Source organism: Amycolatopsis vancoresmycina, from assembly GCF_000716785.1.
Taxonomy (GTDB): Bacteria; Actinomycetota; Actinomycetes; order Mycobacteriales; family Pseudonocardiaceae; genus Amycolatopsis; species Amycolatopsis vancoresmycina.
In genome coordinates this window covers 552,517-570,007 of record NZ_JNYY01000008.1, presented here as the reverse complement: position 1 = coordinate 570,007, position 17,491 = coordinate 552,517, and the positions used below count along the sequence as shown (strand labels likewise).

Annotated in this window: 12 protein-coding genes; 8 read left to right on the top strand and 4 right to left on the bottom strand. The window is 72.5% G+C overall.

Features of this window, described 5'->3' with window-relative positions; genetic code table 11:
- Positions 1–15: 15 nt before the first annotated feature.
- The 3 genes from OO60_RS22380 to OO60_RS22370 form a co-directional block, all read right to left on the bottom strand.
- Positions 16–720 carry a S1 family peptidase gene (locus OO60_RS22380; RefSeq protein ID WP_420835530.1) on the bottom strand — a complete coding sequence of 235 codons (705 nt, stop codon included), beginning with the start codon at positions 718–720 and terminating at the stop codon, positions 16–18.
- A gap of 145 nt (positions 721–865) precedes the next feature.
- Positions 866–2,755, bottom strand: a complete 1,890-nt coding sequence (locus OO60_RS22375) for an FG-GAP-like repeat-containing protein (protein WP_033261986.1) — start codon at positions 2,753–2,755, stop codon at positions 866–868.
- A 77-nt stretch (positions 2,756–2,832) separates the two neighbouring features.
- Positions 2,833–3,330: a hypothetical protein gene (locus OO60_RS22370; protein ID WP_003082846.1), complete on the bottom strand. Its 498-nt coding sequence runs from the start codon at positions 3,328–3,330 to the stop codon at positions 2,833–2,835.
- 324 nt (positions 3,331–3,654) lie between these two features.
- Here OO60_RS22370 and OO60_RS22365 point away from each other — a divergent pair, with 324 nt between their 5' ends.
- Positions 3,655–7,194, top strand: coding sequence for a polymorphic toxin type 17 domain-containing protein (locus OO60_RS22365; protein WP_081911242.1), 3,540 nt, complete (start codon positions 3,655–3,657; stop codon positions 7,192–7,194).
- Entirely contained in the window at positions 7,191–7,997 is an 807-nt protein-coding gene (locus OO60_RS22360; protein ID WP_155848949.1) for a hypothetical protein, read from the top strand. Before OO60_RS22365 ends, OO60_RS22360 begins: the two co-directional genes overlap by 4 nt.
- A gap of 57 nt (positions 7,998–8,054) precedes the next feature.
- Here OO60_RS22360 and OO60_RS22355 read toward each other — a convergent pair whose 3' ends face one another.
- Positions 8,055–11,981 (bottom strand): type VII secretion protein EccC, encoded by a 3,927-nt coding sequence (locus OO60_RS22355; protein ID WP_033261985.1) that lies wholly within the window; start codon positions 11,979–11,981, stop codon positions 8,055–8,057.
- 142 nt (positions 11,982–12,123) lie between these two features.
- On the opposite strand from OO60_RS22355, the gene OO60_RS22350 reads away from it, so the two are divergent.
- From OO60_RS22350 to eccD, 6 genes are read left to right on the top strand one after another with little or no spacing between them, the layout of a single operon-like run.
- Positions 12,124–12,897 (top strand): WXG100 family type VII secretion target, encoded by a 774-nt coding sequence (locus OO60_RS22350; protein ID WP_004558475.1) that lies wholly within the window; start codon positions 12,124–12,126, stop codon positions 12,895–12,897.
- A 31-nt stretch (positions 12,898–12,928) separates the two neighbouring features.
- Positions 12,929–13,966, top strand: coding sequence for a WXG100 family type VII secretion target (locus OO60_RS22345; RefSeq protein ID WP_004558474.1), 1,038 nt, complete (start codon positions 12,929–12,931; stop codon positions 13,964–13,966).
- Between the two features lie 3 nt (positions 13,967–13,969).
- Entirely contained in the window at positions 13,970–15,331 is a 1,362-nt protein-coding gene (locus OO60_RS22340) for a WXG100 family type VII secretion target (protein WP_004558473.1), read from the top strand.
- Complete coding sequence (locus OO60_RS22335; protein ID WP_205624240.1) at positions 15,331–15,801, top strand: hypothetical protein; 471 nt, start codon at positions 15,331–15,333, stop codon at positions 15,799–15,801. Before OO60_RS22340 ends, OO60_RS22335 begins: the two co-directional genes overlap by 1 nt.
- On the top strand, positions 15,798–16,118 hold the full coding sequence (locus tag OO60_RS22330) for a YbaB/EbfC family nucleoid-associated protein (RefSeq protein ID WP_004558471.1): 321 nt from the start codon (positions 15,798–15,800) through the stop codon (positions 16,116–16,118). The genes OO60_RS22335 and OO60_RS22330 overlap by 4 nt, the downstream gene beginning before the upstream one ends.
- Positions 16,118–17,488 carry a type VII secretion integral membrane protein EccD gene (gene eccD / locus OO60_RS22325; protein ID WP_033261984.1) on the top strand — a complete coding sequence of 457 codons (1,371 nt, stop codon included), beginning with the start codon at positions 16,118–16,120 and terminating at the stop codon, positions 17,486–17,488. The genes OO60_RS22330 and eccD overlap by 1 nt, the downstream gene beginning before the upstream one ends.
- The last annotated feature ends 3 nt before the right edge of the window (positions 17,489–17,491 follow it).

Here is a 17,491-nt window from a genome sequence, read left to right as displayed (position 1 = left end):
GCACGCTCGCGCTCGTCAGACGCCGGCGGTGGTGCGGATCCAGCTGCGGCTGGAGGCGATGCTCGCGTAGTTCTGCGTGCCCTGCGGGTTCGAACCGGAGTTGTTCCCCGTGGAGCACACCCCGACCTGCGCGCCGTTGTACAGCTGCGGGCCACCCGAGTCGCCGTGCCACGCCGAGCCGTTGACGCCCTGGCTGGCGATCGCCGTGCCGCCGAAGGCGTCCGAGCTGAGGCCCGTGACGCGCACGTTGGCGGTCTTGAGGGTGCTCGAGGGCGGGCTGCTGCCCTGCGTGCGGCCCCAGCCGTAGATCTGGTTGGTCGATCCGGTCGGCGGGTTGCCGGTGCCGAGCTTCATGTAGGTGGTGCTGACCGCCGTCGTCAGGTGCAGCAGGGCGATGTCCCCGTTCGGGGACGCCTTCTGCTGGTCGACGGTGGCGTTGGTGCCCTGCTGGAGCGTCACGTTGCCGACCTTGACGTGCATGCCCGGCGAGTTCAGGCAGTGCCGTGCGGTGAGCACCCACTGCGGGGCGATGATCGTCCCCGAGCACTCGAAGCCGCCGTAGGTCGTCACGTTGTTCCAGTAGATCTGGGCGCCCCACGGCGCGGAGGAGACGGTGCTCCCGCCGATGATGTCCTGCTGGGCGTCCGCAATCCCCGCTGAGACCAGACTCAGCGCCGCGGCGGCAGCTCCCACCGCGGCTACAGCCCTCGACATTCGCATGAAAATGCCCTTCGGCCCAGGTGATCCGGATATCCGCCCCGAACGGGACGGCGAGCCCAACGTAAGAGCCGTGAAGGATTTTCGGAACCTACCGAAGTCGGTAACCGGCCTCCGGGACCGCGGTCCCGGAGGCCGGCGGCCCGGCCTAGAGGATCGGGATCGCCCGCGGGACGGGAACCTCGCTGGTGAACGCGAAGTTGCCGTGCCAGGGCGAGCTGGCGCCGAACTTCGCGCCGGTCGACAGCGAGACGTAGACGTCGCCGGCGGTGCCGCGGACGAAGGTGGCGATGTCGTCCTTGCCGTCGCCGTCGAAGTCCCCGGTGGCGGGGATTTCGTCGGCGATGCCGAAGTATTCGTGCCAGATCGAGCTGGCACCGAACTTGGTGCCGTCGGAGAGGGCGACGTAGACGTCTCCGGCGGTGCCGCGGATGAAGACGGCGATGTCGTCCTTGCCGTCGCCGTTGAAGTCCCCGATGGCGGGGGTCTCGTTGGCGATGCCGAAGTAGTCGTGCCACTTCACGCCGCTGCCGGCGAACTTGGTGCCGTCGGAGAGAGCGACGTAGACGTCTCCGGCGGTGCCGCGGGTGAACACGGCGATGTCGTCCTTGCCGTCGCCGTTGAAGTCCCCGACGTAGGGCAGTTCGGCGTTGTAGCCGAAGTCGCCGTGCCACAGCCGGCTCGCGCCGAACTTGGTGCCGTCGGAGAGGGCGACGTAGACGTCTCCGGCGGTGCCGCGGATGAAGACGGCGATGTCGTCCTTGCCGTCACCGTTGAAGTCCCCGACCGCCGGGAGTTCGTCGGCGATGCCGAAGTAGTCGTGCCACAGCTCGCCGTTGCCGGCGAACTTGGTGCCGTCGGACAGGGCGACGTAGACGTCGCCGCTGCTTCCGCGGGCGAAGGTGGCCACGTCGGCCTTGCCGTCACCGTTGAAATCGCCGGAGAGCGGGATCTCCGAGCCGACCGAGAACCGGTCGTGCCACAGGACGCTGGTGCCGGTGAACTTCGTCCCGTCGGAGCCGGCCACGAAGACGTCCCCGGCGGAGCCGCGGGTGAAGGTGCCGATGTCGGCCTTGCCGTCGCCGGTGAAGTCGGTCAGCGACCGGGTCCTCGTGGTGGCGGTGAACTGCGGGCTCGCGGCCCCGTTCGACGCCTTGACCAGGTAAGACCACGTCTTGCGGGCCGTGGCCGAGTGCAGGAACGTGGTCGCCTTGGTGGTGCCGACGAGCTGCTCCGCGGCGACGGCGGCGGGACCGTTCGAGCTGGCGTAGATCGAGTACGTCGCGTCGTCGGAGGCGGCGAGCGGCGTCCAGGACAGCGTGACGCCGTGGCCGATCGCCTTGGCGGTGCCGGTGATCGCCTGGTCGCGGATCCAGCCGGTCAGGTCGTCCACCCGGGTCGCGGTGGTGCCCTGCCGGGTCTCGGTCTCGCCGAAGCAGCCGTGCTGCCAGGACGCACCGGCGACCGCGACGATCGTGCCGCCCTGGCGGACGACCGGGCCCCCGGCGTCACCCTTGCAGGCGTCGATGCCGTCGACGCCGGTGAGCGACAGGGCCGTGGCGGTGCCGGCGGACGCCTTGAACTTCCCGGCGTGCGCCTCGTTCGGCACCCACTCGGTGCCCGTCCGCCCCCAGCCGGTGAGGGTCAGCTCTTCCGCCGGAGCCGGGACGCCCGCGGCGGAGCCGAGCGGCACCGTGGCGACGTCGGTGATCGGGGTGTCGATCCGGGCCAGGGCGGCATCGCGGTCGGACCGCGTGATCAGGGAGGTCACCTTCGCGGTGTGGCTGCCGACCGTGACGGTCGTGGCCTTCGCGGGGGTCCCGCCCTGCGGGTTGTCGGGGAAGCAGCTCGCGGCGGTGAGCACGAGCGCGGGTTCGACGAGCGCGCCACTGCAGGCCCGGCCGTCCAGGGTGATCTTGGCGGTGAAGGCGGAGCCGGCGGCGGGGCCCGGGACGGCGGCCGCGGGCATCGCGGTCACCAGGCCGGCCGCCAGGATCACCGTCGCGGTGGTCACCGTTCTCCGGAAATGCGTACGCATGGAATTCGTCCTCGGTTCGGCCTGCGGACTTGCAGGAGCTGGGTGGGAGATCGGGGTGATCTGCTGCGGCATTTCCGCTACGCCGTCACCCGGATCTCGAGAAGCGCGGCCGGATCGTGGTTCGGAAGCGACTCGCCCACCGGCGTCCACTTGCCGGGCTGGATGTCGACGGTTTCGGTCGCCGTTTTGGCGGTCAGGGTGGCTTTCGCGGTGTGCGTGTCACCCATGATGAAGTACGTCTCCGGGATCTGCATGGTCACGTAGCCGGGCGCCTTCAGGACGCGGAAACAGGCGTCGCCCTTGGTTTTGTAGCTCTGGACGACGATGAGGTTGCCGCCGCTCGCGCAGTCCGCCAGCTGGACGTTTCCGTCGCCTTTGAGAAGGGTGATGTTCCGCTCCGCGAAGATCCGGGCGGCCCCGGGGTAGTCGTAGGTCTCGACGATCGGCGGCGGGGTGTCGTCCGCGGCCGATCCGCCGGTCGCGCCCGCGGGAGCGGCGATGATGGTGGCGGCAAGGGCGGCGACGCCCAGCAGGCCGGCGCCGAAAGCGGCGATACGTCTGGCAGCAGAATGCACGGTTGACCGTTCCTCCGAAGCAAAGAAAGCAAGGGGAAACGGTGCCGATGCAGATGCATGGCACGACGAAACGCCCCCCTGGCAAAACGCTATGCAGGCGAGATAACGAGCCGATTCCCTGCGGGTAAACCTTACATAACTATGACTTTGATCACTCTTTACTCGAAGTTGCTAACGTTTTCCTTCCGCGATTAGTGGATTGACAAAATTTTGTCTCCGGCAACGGGGTGAGAGATTCGACAGCCGCTGGCCCGATTCACCGGTCTGCGGTTATCGTCAGCCCTCGGCTGATCATCAGGCGTTCATTCGAGGGGATCGAACAGGGTGGGACTCAGACTTGCGGGCGCGCCGGCACGGCGCGCCCTCGTGGTGCTGACCGTGGTCGGCGCGTTGGTGGCGGGAACAGCGGGCGCGGGGCCGGTGGCCGGTGCCGACACGCCTGCGGGCACCGCTTCCGACCGGGCACGGGTGCTGACGATCGTGCAGACCGGGACGCCGGGGGTGGCCAGGGCGGCGGAGATCGCCCTGGCCGGATCCGACGCCGACGTCGCCGAGTTCTTGCGGACCGGCGAAGCCGCCGTCCGGGTGCAGGACGACCGCGTGCGGGTGGGCCAGCTGATCAGCGTCGGGGGCCGTGGGCTCCGGGAAGCCGCCCAGGCGGCGCTGAACGGGACACCCGCCGACGTGACGGCGTTCCTCGAGACCGGCTGGCGGGCGCCGCTCGAACAGGACATGCGGGTCCGGGTGGGCCAGATCATGAGCACCGGCGGCCGGGGTGTCCGGGAGGCCGCGCAAGCCGCGCTCAGCGGCACGGCCGAGGACGTCTGGCAGTTCCTCGCGACCGGGCAGTTCGCCCCGGCCGAGCGGGACAACCGGGTCCTGGTCGGCCGGATCATGGCCGTGGGCGGGCCGAACGTCCAGCAGGCGGCGCAGATCGCGCTCAGCGGTACGGCGGACGACGTCAAGGAGTTCCTCCGGAGCGGGCAGTACCTCGCGCGGGCCCGCGACCAGGAGACGACCTCCGTGGCGCAGCTGGCCGCGCTGGCCAAGGAATCGGGTGAGCAGGCCACCCGCGAGACCGAAGCGGCCAAGGAGGCTTCGGCTCGCGCGGTCGAGGCGTCCCGGCTGGCCAAGGAAGCGGCACAGCGAGCGGCCCAGGAAACCGAGGCGGCGAAGAACGACGCCGGGCGCGCGGCCGAAGCGGCCGGCCGCGCCGCCGATTCGGCCGGGCGCGCCGCGGACGCGGCGCAGGCCGCGATCGCGGCGGCCAACGCGGCGAACCAGGCGGCGCGGGTCGCGGCGAACGCCGCGGCGAAGGCCGCTTCGGCCGCCGCGGCCGCGGGTCAGGCCGCGATCCGGGCGCGGAACTCCGCCGCCGCGGCGGCCAGTGACGCCGGCAAGGCCGACGAGGCCCGGCAGGCGGCCGTGGATGCCAGGGCGGTCGCCGCGGCGGCCAATCTCGCCGCGGATGCGGCCACCGCGGCCGGCGCCGCCGCGACGAGCGCGGCCTCCGCGGCCGGTTCGGCCCGGAGCGCCGGCGCGAACGCCGACGCCGCGGCGGCCGCGGCCAGTGAGGCCGCCGGATACGCGGGTGCGGCCGGTGCGGAAGCCCAGCGCGCGAGGAACGCCGCGGCCACGGCGAAGCGGAAGGCCGCGGAAGCCAACCGGGCCGCGAACTCCGCGGAGTCGTTCGCCAACCAGGCGGCGAGCGAGGCCGCCGAGGCGGCCCGGGCCGCCCGGTCGGCGGCCGGGCACGCGGAGGCCGCCGCCGCGGCGGCCGAAGAAGCGGCCAAGCACGCCGGAGAGGCCCAGGACGCGGCCAAGGAAGCCACGATCCACGCCGAAGCATCGCTTCGCGCGGCCGACGCCGCGACGGCGGCGGCCACCCAGGCCGCGAAGATCGAGCAGACCGCCCGGCAGAGCGAGGCCGATCGGCTCGCGAACGACACCGCCGAGGCCACCGGAGCCGCCGAGCAGGCGAAACATGCCTACGACACGCGAAGAGCCGACGCGGCGTGGGACGCGGCCGAGGCCGCGCGACTGGACCAGGAGACCCAGCGGCTGATCGCCGAGGCCGGGGCGCCGGGCACGCCGGCCGCGACGGCGGTGGCGGACGGGCGCAGGATCGCCGTCCAGCTGCGCAAGACCGGTGGGTCGTGGACGAAGGCGGCGGCCGAAGCGGCGCTGGCCGGTGCCGATGCCGACGTGCTGGCGTTCGTGCGGACCCAGCGTCAGATCGCGGCCGAGCGGGATGACCGGGCGCGCGTGGCGTACCTGGCCGACACCGCGGAGAAGCCGGCGAAGAAGACGGCTGCCGATGCTGCTTTGTTCGGGCCCTACGCCGGTGTCCAGGAGTTCCTGCGCACCCAGTACTACGACGGCAAGGTGGCCGACGACCGCGTCCGGGTCGGCCAGATCATGAGCGCCGGCGGCCCGGCCACGCAGTCGGCCGCGCAACAGGCGCTGAACGGCACCCCGGCCGACGTGGAGCAGTTCCTCGCGACCGGCCGGTACACCGCCGCCGAGCAGGACGACCGGATCTCCGTCGGCCGGATCATGAGCGCCGGCGGTCCGCAGGTGCAGGCCGCGGCCCAGGTCGCGCTGTCCGGCCCGCCGTCCTTCCTGCGGACGTTCATCCAGGTCGGGCAGTACCAGGCCCAGCGGATGGACTTCGACGCCGCGACCCACGCGGCCGAGGTGCGCCGGTACGTCGCCGAGGCGACCCGGCTCGCGGCCGAAGCCCGGGCGAAAGCCGCCGAAGCGGCCCGGGCGGCGGCCGTGGCCCGGAACGCGGCCGGCGAGGCGCAGGCCTACGCCGAACAGGCGAAGCGGGCAGCGGACGAAGCCAAGGGGTACGCGGAGCAGGCCGCGCAGTCCGCGCGCGAGGCGCAGGAGTCCGCGGACGCCGCCGCGCGCTCGGCTCGCCAGGCGCGCGACGCGGCGAACGCGGCGCAGAATTCTGCGCAGGCCGCCGAACAGTCGGCCTCCGAAGCCTCGGCGTCCGCGGCCCGGGCCCGGGTGTACTCGGCCGAGGCGCAGGAATCGGCGGCCGCCGCGCGTGCTTCGGCCGTCGCGGCCGGCAAGTCGGCCGAAGAAGCCGCGCAGGCGGCCGCGGACGCGCTGAAGATCTTCTCGGACAAGCGCGACGCGGAGGAGAAGGCTCAGCGGGAAAACCCGGTGCCGGTGCCGCCGGAGCCCACCGGTCAGGCCGACCCGGTCGTGCCGCAGGACATGGTCCTCGAAGGCGGGATGTCGCTCGCCGATCTGGCCGGTGTGCTCCTGGACCTGGTGAGCATGTTCGATCCGACGCCGCTGAGCGACATCGGCTCCGGGCTGATGAGCCTCTTCCAGGGCGACTGGACCGGGGTGGCGATGTCGGCCGCCGGTGCCGTTCCGGGGCTCGGTGCGAGCGCCGACCTGGCGAAGGTCGCGCGCCGGATCGAGAAGGGCTTCAAGTTCCTCTCTCCGTACCTCACCCGGCCGAAGTTCCTGGAGAACGTGAGCCACAACCTCTCCGGGCTTTCCCTCGACCACAAGAGCCGGGCGCTGAGCGTGATGAACACGATGCAGCGCGACGCGGAACAATTCCTCGCCGGAAAGGGACCGGAGTTCATGCGCGTGCTGAAGGACGCGCGGCTCCCGACCATGGGCCCGCTCCGGTTCGTTCCCCCGAAGGGGTTCAACCCGGCCAAGCCCAAGCGCGACGGGATGTACGAAGACGCGTACGGGAACGGCTGGCGGTGGGACCCGAAGAAGTCCGAGTGGGACGTCCAGATCAAGAACGGCGATGGTAAGATGAATTACTTCGCCAAAGATGACGGGCATGCGAATATTTCGCCAGAAGGACGTGTCACGCACAAATGAGGTTTCAGGCGTCGGAAATTGTGGTCAGCCTGGGTCTGAACGTCGAAACCGAGGAGTTCGCCACGGCCGCCGGTGCCGCTGCGTCGGTGGCCGGCGAATTCGGGGCCGCGGCGATGGAGATCCGGCGTGCCGACCCCGAGGGCGGCCGGAAGGGGTTTCTCGTCACCCTCTTCGTGTCCGTGCCGGTGGCCGAGGGGGAGCCGCTCGAGGCTGCCCTGAGGCGGGCCGTGTCGCCGGTCGCCGCTCGGTACGGCGTGGACTCGGGTGGTCTCGAGTTCCGCGGCGACCTGGCGGCGCTGGGGTACGCCGAGCTGCCGTTGTGGCAGGAAGCCGAGGCTGACGGGCACGTCTTGTACAGCTTGTCGGCCGAGCCCGGGGGCAGGCAGGAGTTGCGCACGGCCGGCTACGTCACGCGGCCGGGCTTCACGCCGAGGGCGGATTCCGACCTGATCATCCGGGTGCACCTGCGGATCCCGGTCGCGGATCCGGTCCGGGCGCTGGAGCTGTGCGGTCCGGAGATCGAGGCCACGGACGCGTCGTTCGTGCAGATCGTTTCGGCGCGGGTGGCCGGCTCGGCCGAGGAGTACTGCGAGGTCGCGCTGCTGTCGGCGGTTCCCGCGCTCGACGGCGAGGACGCCGAGGCGGGTCTGCGGCGGGTGGCCGGCACCCTCGCCGGCCGGCTCGGCCTGGACGCGGGGCCGCCGGCGGTCCGTGACCGGACGGCGGTGCTGGACATCCGCCCGGGGGGCCGGGTCGAATCGGTGGCGGTGCGGGTCGAGGACGATCCGCTGTACGAAGACTGAGTGGAACGGCGGTGGCCGTCGTCCCGGACCGGGACGACGGCCACCGCCGTTCCCGGCTCAGGCCTCCACCGGTTTCGTCCACGCCACCTGGACCAGCCCCGTCCCGTGCCGCCGCGACACCAGCGTCCCGCGCCCCGGCGGCTGCGCTGACGGCTTCACCTCGCCCAGCAGCGCCCCCTCCTCCTTCGCGCCCGACATCACCAACCCCGGCGAACCCAGCTCCCGCAGCCGCTGCAGCACCGGCTCGAACAACGCCCGGCCCGCGCCGCCCGAGCCGCGCACGATCACCAGATGCAGGCCGATGTCCCGGGCCTGCGGGAGGAACTCCAGCAGCGGCTGCAGCGGGTTGCGGCCCACCGTTGCCACCAGCTCGTAGTCGTCCACCAGGACGAACAGCTCCGGTCCGCGCCACCACGAGCGGTTGCGCAGCTGGTCCGGTGTCACCGACGGCCCCGGCAGGCGGTTGCGCATCGCCTGCGCGCACTCCGCGATCAAGTCCGTCAGCTTGCCCTCGGCCCCCGCGTAGCCCAGCAAGTACGGCTCGGAAACCGCGCCCAGCAGGCCCCGCCGGTAGTCCGCCACGATGATCGCCGCTTCCTCCGGCGTGTACGCCGACGTGATGCCGCGGGCGATCGCGCGCAGCAGCGAGCTCTTGCCCGACTCCACGTCGCCGAACGCCACGAAGTGGGGGTCCGCCGCGAAGTCCAGGTACACCGGGCGCAACGTCGATTCCGCGATGCCCAGCGTGACCTGGCGCGAAGGAGCCGGGGGCAGCCCATCGAGGGGCACCTCCGGCGGCAGCAGCCGGACCTGCGGGGCGCGCGGCCCGTGCCACGCCTCGGAAATGCGCCGCACCAGGTCGACGCCGCCCGCGCCGACCGTCTCCGGGCGCTGGTCGCCGTCGATGCGGGGCAGCGCCGCCAGGAAGTGGAGCTTCTCCGCCGTGATGCCGCGGCCCGGGCGGTCGGTGGGGACGTTGGCCGCGACCTTGCGGTCGATCGACGAGTCCATCGGGTCGCCCAGCCGGAGCTCGAAGCGCGTGCCGATCGCGTCGCGCAGCTGGGCGCGGACGCCGATCCACTGGTTGAGCGAGACGATCACGTGGATGCCGAAGCCGAGGCCGCGCGCCGCCAGGCCGGTGATCTGCTCCTCCAGCTGCTCGTACTCCTGGCGGATCGTGGTCCAGTTGTCCACGAGCAGGAACACGTCGCCGAACTCGCGGCCGTCGGTGCTCTCGGTCAGCTCGGCACGGCGGGCGCGGAACGCCGCCATCGACTCGATGCCCTGCGCGGCGAAGAACTCCTCGCGCTGCTCCAGCAGCGTCGTCAGCTCGGCGACGACCCGGCGGCAGCGCTGGGCGTCCCGGCGCGTGGCGTACCCCGACACGTGCGGCAGCCCGGCGATCGGCGCCAGCGCGCCACCGCCCATGTCCAGCACGAACAGCTGCACCTCGGCCGGGGTGTGCGTCAGCGCCAGCATGCCCGCGATGTCCTTCATCAGCGTCGACTTGCCGCTCTGCGGTGCGCCGACGATCAGCGCGTGCCCGGCCGCGCCGGAGAAGTCGGCCCAGTGCAGGTCGCGGCGCTGCTCGAACGGCTTGTCCACCAGCGCCACCGGGATCGTCAGCTTCCCGTTGCCGCCCCAGCCGAGCGGGCACAGGCCGCGTGCCGCGTCCTCGCCGAGCGGTGGCAGCAGCTGGTCCAGCGTCGGCGGTTCGGCCAGCGGCGGCAGCCAGATCTGGTGCGCGGCCGGGCCGCGGCCCGCCAGGCGCGACAGCATCGCGCCGATGATCGTCTCGCCGGTGCCTTCGGTTTCCGGACCGGGAGAAACCTCGGTCGTCACCGGGATCTCCACCGGGGCCAGGGAAAACGGCAGCACGCCGAGCTCCTGGCCGTCCTCGCGCACGACCGTGCTGCGCGGCGGCAGTTCCCCGGAGACGTACGCGGCCTTGAGCCGGATCAGCGTTTCGGTGTCGGCCTTCAGGTACGCCGACCCGGGCACCGGCGGCAGGTGGTAGGCGTCGGCCACGCCCAGCACCGCCCGGCTTTCCGCGGCCGAGAACGTCCGCAGGCCGACCCGGTACGACAGGTGCGAGTCGAGCCCGCGCAGCCGGCCTTCCTCCAGCCGCTGCGACGCCAGCAGCAGGTGGATGCCGAGCGAGCGGCCGAGCCGGCCGATCGCCACGAACAGGTCGATGAACTCCGGCCGTGCGGACAGCAGCTCGCTGAACTCGTCGATGATCACCAGCAGCGACGGCAGCGGGTCCAGCGGCGCGCCGTCCGCGCGGGCCTTCTCGTAGTCCCGCACCGACGCGTAGTTCCCGGCCGCGTGCAGCAGTTCCTGCCGCCGCAGCAGCTCGCCGTTGAGCGCGTCCGCCATCCGGTCGACCAGCGCGAGGTCGTCGGACAGGTTGGTGATGACGGCGCACGTGTGCGGCAGCCCGGTCATCCCGGCGAAGGTCGCGCCGCCCTTGAAGTCGATGAGCGCCAGGTTGAGCGTCTCCGACGAGTGCATCACGGCCAGTGCCGTCACCAGCGTCCGCAGCAGCTCGCTCTTGCCGGACCCGGTCGCGCCGATGACCAGGCCGTGCGGGCCCATCCCGCCCTCGGCCGACTCCTTGAGGTCCAGCTCGACCGGACGGCCCTCGGGGTTGACGCCCAGCGGGATCCGCAGCCGGTCCCGTGCCGCGCGCGGGGCCCACGTCACCGCCGTGTCGGTGTCGCGGGGGTCGCCGATGCCGAGCAGCCCGGCCAGTCCGAACGTCGACGACATCGGCTTCTCGCCGACGACCGCGGCCGGGGTGTGCAACGGTGTCAGCATCCGGGCGAGGGCTTCCGCGGCGCCGCGGTCGAGGGTGTCCGGGCGGCCGAGGAAGCCGAGCCGCTGCTCGCCGCCGTCGCCGACGACCATGCCGAGCGACGCCGGCGCCGTGTGCAGGCTCAGCAGCCGTTCGGTCGAGGACGCCCGCGGGTGCTCCTGCCCGACCTCGATCACCGTGACGCCGAGCCTGCCGTCCTCGCCGATCAGCCGGGGCTCGCCGTGGGCGTCGCCGCCGTCGACGAGGACCACGAGGTGGGGCAGGTCGAGCTCGGCCGCCGCGCGCCTGCTGAACGCGGGCCGCTCGCCGAGGTCGGCGCCCAGCAGCTCGGCCAGTCCGGCCGCGGTGTCGGCGGCCAGCCGCCGCGAGCCGACGGCGTCGGCCGCCCCGGCCGCGGTCGCGTGCGGCAGCCACTTCGCCCATTCCCAGTCGTGCTGCCGGTCCGGCGACACGCACACCGCGACCCGCAGGTCGGCGGGGGAGTGGAAGGTGACGAGCTGGCACACCAGGGCCCGCACCAGGCCGAGCACGTCGGGCCGCCGCCCGGCCACGGTGACCGCGGCGAACGACCGCAGCGACAGCGCCACCGGCAGGCCGTCCACCGTCGAGTAGGTGCGGATGAAGTGCTTGAGGCTGGTGGAGGACACCGGGTCCAGGTCCTCCAGCGGCACGGTCTGCGGTGCCTTCAGCGGCGTCGCCAGCCGCTGCGGCCCGGTGCCCGCGCGCACCTGCGCGAACTGCGGCTCGGTGCGCCGCCGGTCCCACAGCTTGCCGGTCTCGACGTAGGCCCACAGGTCCGCCGGGTCCGGCTGGACGGCGATCATCGCCGCGCGCTGGCCGTCGGCGATGTCGCGGACCTGCGCGCGCAGCCCGGACAGGTAGCGCTGGTAGTCCCGGCGTTCGTCGTTGATCTGCGCCTTCTTCGCCATCCCGCCGCGGCCGAGCGACATCACCACCATGCCGCCCATGGCGCAGACGAACAGCGCGCCGAAGATCCACGTCATCACGCCGCCGTCGCGTCCGATGTAGACGAACGACATCGCGCCCATGCCGAGCATCATCGGCAGGAACATCATCAGCTGCACCATGCCGCCCGACGAGCTCTTCGGGAGCATCGGCGGCGACTGCAGCACGATCTCGGACGGGCGCTCTGGCGAGAGGCTCATGCAGCAATGCTCCAGCGGATCGGGGTGGCTCTGACCGGTATTTTGGCCACTCGCCGCCACGCCGCGGTGGGTACTTTTGCCGTCCGCCCGCTTCCGGGGCCGAACCTACGCTCAGCCGAGCAGACCCCCCGGAAGGAGACCCATGGCCGGCGAGTACCGGGCTGAGCCCGAGGCGATGCGCTCCGCCGTGGGCAACGTCGGGGGCATCATCGCCCACGGCATCAACGCCGTGGCCGACCTCGAACGGCTCGTCGTCCAGCCGATGTCGTTCGCCACCTTCGGCAGCGCGGTCGCCGCCGCGAACGCGGCCCTGCACTCCAGCCAGATCACCGCCGTCCGCACGCTCCTGCAGCTGCTGCAGCAGGTCAACGGGCTCGTCAAGGCCAGCGCCGACGCCTACCAGGCAGCCGACCGGGACGCGGCCGCCGGCTACGGCGGCGGGCACGCCCCCGCGAGCACCGCGTCCTCGATCTGGGGCAGCCCGCACGCCTCCGAGCTCGCCACCCTGGCCATCAACGACAGCGCGGGCGCCCACGGCGAACCGTCGTCGGTCGGGAACGTGCTGCGCTACCTCGGCGACGCGCGGCTCGGCAGGCTCGGCGACCACCCGATCACCGACACCCGCTTCCACGGCGTCGCCGACTTCAACGACTGGCTCGCCGGCGACGCCGACAACCAGGCGCGGGTCGGGCTGATCGAGGTCTACGCCGGCACCGCGCGCACGTTCTCCGACGTGCCCGGCGGGGTGCACAGCGGGGACGTCGTCGTCGTGGAGCCGCTGATGTTCTCCGACCGCCAGCCGGTCATCGGCGTCGCCGGCGACGGCGGCCGCCTCTACAACCACGGGCTGCTCGACGCCCGCATCGGCGGCCTGGCGAAGGTCAGCGTCTACCGGCCCGCCTCCGTCGTCGCCTGATCGTCCGCTCCTCGAATCCCTGTGAGGTCCGATGCTGACTTTCCCCAACTCCAGCGCGATGGACGCGACCGCGTCCTCGGGCGGGCCGATCACCGTCCTGCCGCAGATCGTCACCGGCCAGCCGGAGCAGATCGCGAAGCACGTGGTGGACCTGGTCAAGAAGGCCGAGCAGTTCCTCAGCATGTACCACGAGCTCACCAAGGCCGCCGACCAGCTCGGGAAGATCTGGTCGGGCGCGGCGAGCGAGTCGGCGCTGAAGAAGATCAGCGACTCCCTCGACCAGCTCACGAAGATCATCAACGTCGTGCAGAAGGGCGCCGAGCTGCTCGGCGTCTCCGGCACGCTGATCAAGACCGCGCAGGAGGCCTACCGCGCGGTCGTCTCCGCGGTGAACCCGACGGTCGCCGCGCTGATGTCGAACTGGTGGACCTACGGGGCCGCGGTCGCTTTGTCGACCGCGACGAGCGCGTCGCTGCGGGCGTTCATCACCGCGATCGGCGCGCTGCTCAAGGCGCTCGGCGCGGTCGACCTCGCCCAGCAGGTCACCACGCTCGCGCAGGTCATCGGCGAGATCGAGAAGCTCTTCCACCACTCTTCCGGCGGCTCGGGCGCGACCACGCCGTCGATCGGGAACACCCCGGTCCGCGCGCCGCAGACCCCGGCGCCGGTGGCGAGCCCGTCGGGGCAGCAGGCGGTGGCGGGCGGGAGCGGCGGGGGGATCCCGCAGCAGCCCTCGTTCACTGACTACACCCCGCCCGCGCTCGCCACCGGCGCCGGTTCCAGCGGCACCGCGGGGACCGGCACGGCCAACCCGGCGAACAGCTGGATCCCCGTCGACCACGCCGGGACGACGACGCCGGCCGCCGTCCCCACACCGGCCCCGGCCCCCACGCCCCTTCCGGCGCCGGTGGGCGGGCACGCGGACGAGGTCGTCATCCACACCAACCTCACCACCGGTGAGTCCACTGTGGAGGCTCCCGGTGGGCAGGACTTCGACCTCGACATCGCGCTGGACTACAACGGCAAGCACTTCAGCCAGCACGTCGGCTACGACGCGGCCGGGAACTAGCCGATGGCGGGCTCGGGGGTCGTCGACGCGTCCGGGGTGGTCAGCTCGGTGCTGTCCGGGTACCGGCGGGTGCTCGCCGAGTGCCGGCGGCGCGTCACCGGGGACCCCGGGGCGCTGAGCGCCGCCTCGCAGCGGGTCGCCGGCCAGGCGTCGGCCGTCTCGGGCAAGGCGCGCGAAATCGGCGAGTCCGCGAAGACGCTGCACGCGGACTGGGACGGCGACGCCTACACCGCCTTCGCGACGGCGGCGGAGAAGCTCGGCGAAGGGCTCACCGAGGCCGCCACGAAGCTCGACGACCAGGCGAAGCGGCTTTCGACCGCCGCGCAGCTGGTGCAGTCCGCGGAAGCCGCCGTCGACTCGGTGCTGGCGCAGTTCGACCAGTACGCCGCCCAGCTGACCGCGCAGGCTCGCGCGGTGAACTCCGCTTCGGTCGGCGCGTTCATCCAAGCCGCGCGGCAGCTCGGCGAACAGAGCGTCGAAGCGGCCCGCCAGGTCGTCGACGAGTTCTCCGACGCGCTCGCCGAGCTGTTCCCGCCCGAAGGCGTCGGACGGCTGGAACACGAGCTCGGCAAGTGGGCGCGCGGTCCGCTGCACTGGCTCAACGGCGAGCCCCTCGACGGCCGGAAGCGGCCGCGGACCGTGCCGTCGTGGTTCGGCAACTCGGGCTGGAAGAAGCTCACCTGGGACGGCCTCGAAGGCACGCGCGCGCCGAAGAAGGCGGACACGCCGTTCGGGCAGCCCGAAGCCGAGGGCCTGAAGAACAAGATCGGCCGCAACACCGAGATCACCTACTACAAGTTCCAGCACGAGCAGGACGGCTTTTCCCCGGAGTACGACGGGAAGATCACGTCGAAGGGCTGGGACGCGAGCGCGTCCGGGCACGCGGAACTCGCGGCGCTGCACGGCGAGGCCGAGGCCAAGAAGGAGTGGGGCGTCGCCGAAGCCCACGCCAAGGGCACGGTGTTCGCCGGCGGCGAGGTGAGCGGGTCCGGCACGATCGGCGCCCACGGCGTCGGCGCGCACGCCAACGCCTTCGTCGGCGGGAAGGTCGAGGGCGAGGTCGCCGCGGACGTCGCGGGCATCGGCGTCGGCGCGAACGGCACCCTGCAGTACGGCCTCGGCGCGCAGCTGGACGCCCAGGCCGTCTACGACGCCGGGCACCTCAAGGTGAACTTCAAGGCGGGGGCGGCACTCGGGCTCGGCCTCGGTGTCGGCGCGAAGATCGACATCGACCTGCCGAAGCTCGGCCACACGATCACCGAGTACGGCGGCGCCGCCGTCGACGCGGTCAGCCACGCGGCAACCGATGCGGCCGACGCCGTCGGATCCGCTTGGGACGACGCCGTCGCCTACGTGGGGCTGTGATGACGCTTCCCCTCGACTTCGTCATCCCGGACGGCTGGACCGCCGTCGACCCGGGCGACTCGGGCGCGGTGTTCGTCGCCGTGCACGACGCCCCGCCCGGCGAGTTCGTCCCGAACATCACGGTGAGCGTGCAGCAGCGGCCGGACGGCGCCACGATCGACGACATCGCCGCCGAGGCCGTCGAACGGCTTTCGCGGACGCTGGCCGGCATCGACGTGCTGAACCGCCGCGACGTCGGCGAGCCCGCCGCGCCCGGCGTCATGCAGCTCCTGCGCCTGCGCACCGGCGAAGGCACCGAGCTGATCCAGACCCAGGTGCACCTGACGGTCCCCGGCGCGGTGCCGGCGGACCGGCTGGTGCTCGAGCTCGCCTGCACGGCCGCACCCGCGGCCGCGCGGCGGCTCGCCCCCGGTTTCCAGCGGTTCGTGGGCAGCGTCCACGTCCGCCAGCACGAAGGGAAAGCACAGTGACCGATCCGTACGCGGTGCCGGACATGGACGAGCTGCTGGCGCAGGTGCGCAAGCAGACCGAAGAGGTCCAGCGGATCCAGCGCACGGTCGAGGCGATGGAGGTCAAGGCGCACTCGCGGCAGAACGAGGTCACCGTCACCCTCCGCGGCGACGGCCGCTTCACCTCGATCGACATCGACCCCCGCGCGATCCGCGAGTACGACGCCCGCAACCTGTCGGAGATCGTCCTGGAGGCGGTGAACGCCGGGCTGCAGAAGCTGGCCGAGGCGTCTTCCGCCAAGTTCGCCCCGGTGATCGCGGCCGCGAAAGACGTGTGATGACAGCTTCTTTGACCGGCACGACCCGGCGGGTCACGGTGGTCACACCGCGGGCCCGCGTCGATGTCGCGTTGCCGCAGCAGTCGACGTTCGCCGAGCTGGTGCCGCAGCTCGTGCGGCTGGCCGGAGCGTCCGGGCAGGCGTCGGCCGAACATCCGGGCTGGGTGCTTTCCCGGCTGGGCGGGGCGCCCCTCGCTCTGGGACTCAGCGTCGCGGCGGCCCAGATCCGCGACGGCGAAGTGCTGCACCTGACCCCGCGGGAGCGCCCGCGGGGTCCGCTGCTGTTCGACGACGTCGTCGACTCGATCGCCAGCGTCGCCGACACGTCCGGGGGCTGGGGCCCGTCGGTGGCCCGCCGGTCCGGCCTGGTCGCCGCGGTGGTCCTGCTGCTGGCGGGCGGCCTGCTGGTGCAGGCGGCGGCGTCCGGCAGTGTCCTGGCCCCGATCGGGACGGGATTGCTGGCGCTGGTGCTGCTGCTCGGCGGCGGCGCGCTGAGCCGTGCCTACGGCGACGCCGAGGCGGGCGCGGCCGGGTCGCTGGCGGGCGTCGGCGTGGCGTTGCTGGCGGGGATGTCGGTGCTGCCCCCGCACCCGCTGTTTTCGTTGTCGGCGGGCCCGCTGGCGGCGGGCCTCGCGGCGGTGACGGTGTACGGCGTCCTGGCGGCGGTGTCGGTGGCGGACCGCCTGCCGTGGTTCGTGGCGATCACGGGCGCGGCCGGTTTCGGGGCGCTGACGTGCGGGGTCGTCCTGCTGGCGGGTGTTTCGGCCGGTTCGGCGGCGGCGGTGGTGGCGGTGCTGTGCACGGCGCTGGCGGCGGTGGCGCCGATGCTGGCGTTGCGCCTGGCCCGCTTGCCGCTGCCGCGGGTGCCGGACGACATGGAGGCGTTCCGCGCGGACGAGCAGCCGTCGCTGGGCACGGAGATGATCGGCCGGACGTCCCGCGCCCAGGCGGTGCTGACGGGGTTGCTGGTGGCTTTGGGCCTGGTGGTGTTGGCGGCGTCCGTCGTGCTGTCGGCGGGCGGGCCGTGGGAGGCGGGTCTGGCGGGGTTGCTGGGTTTGGCGTGGATCCTGCGGTCACGGTCGTACGCGGGCCGCGCCCAGCGGCTGGTGCTGATCGGCTTCGGGGTGCCGACGCTGGTGTGCGCGGGGGTGTGGCTGGTGGCGTCGGGCAACCGCACGGCGGTGTTCGCGGCCGGCTGCGCGGTGGTGCTGGCGGCGGTGATCTGCCTGGTGTACGCGACGCGGGTGGCGCGGGGACTGCGGTCGCCTTACTGGTCGCGGCTTTTGGATGTGTCGGAGTTCTTGGTGTTGCTGTCGCTGGTGCCGGTGGTGGCGATGATCGCGGGGGTGTACGAAGCCGTCCGGGGCTGAGGG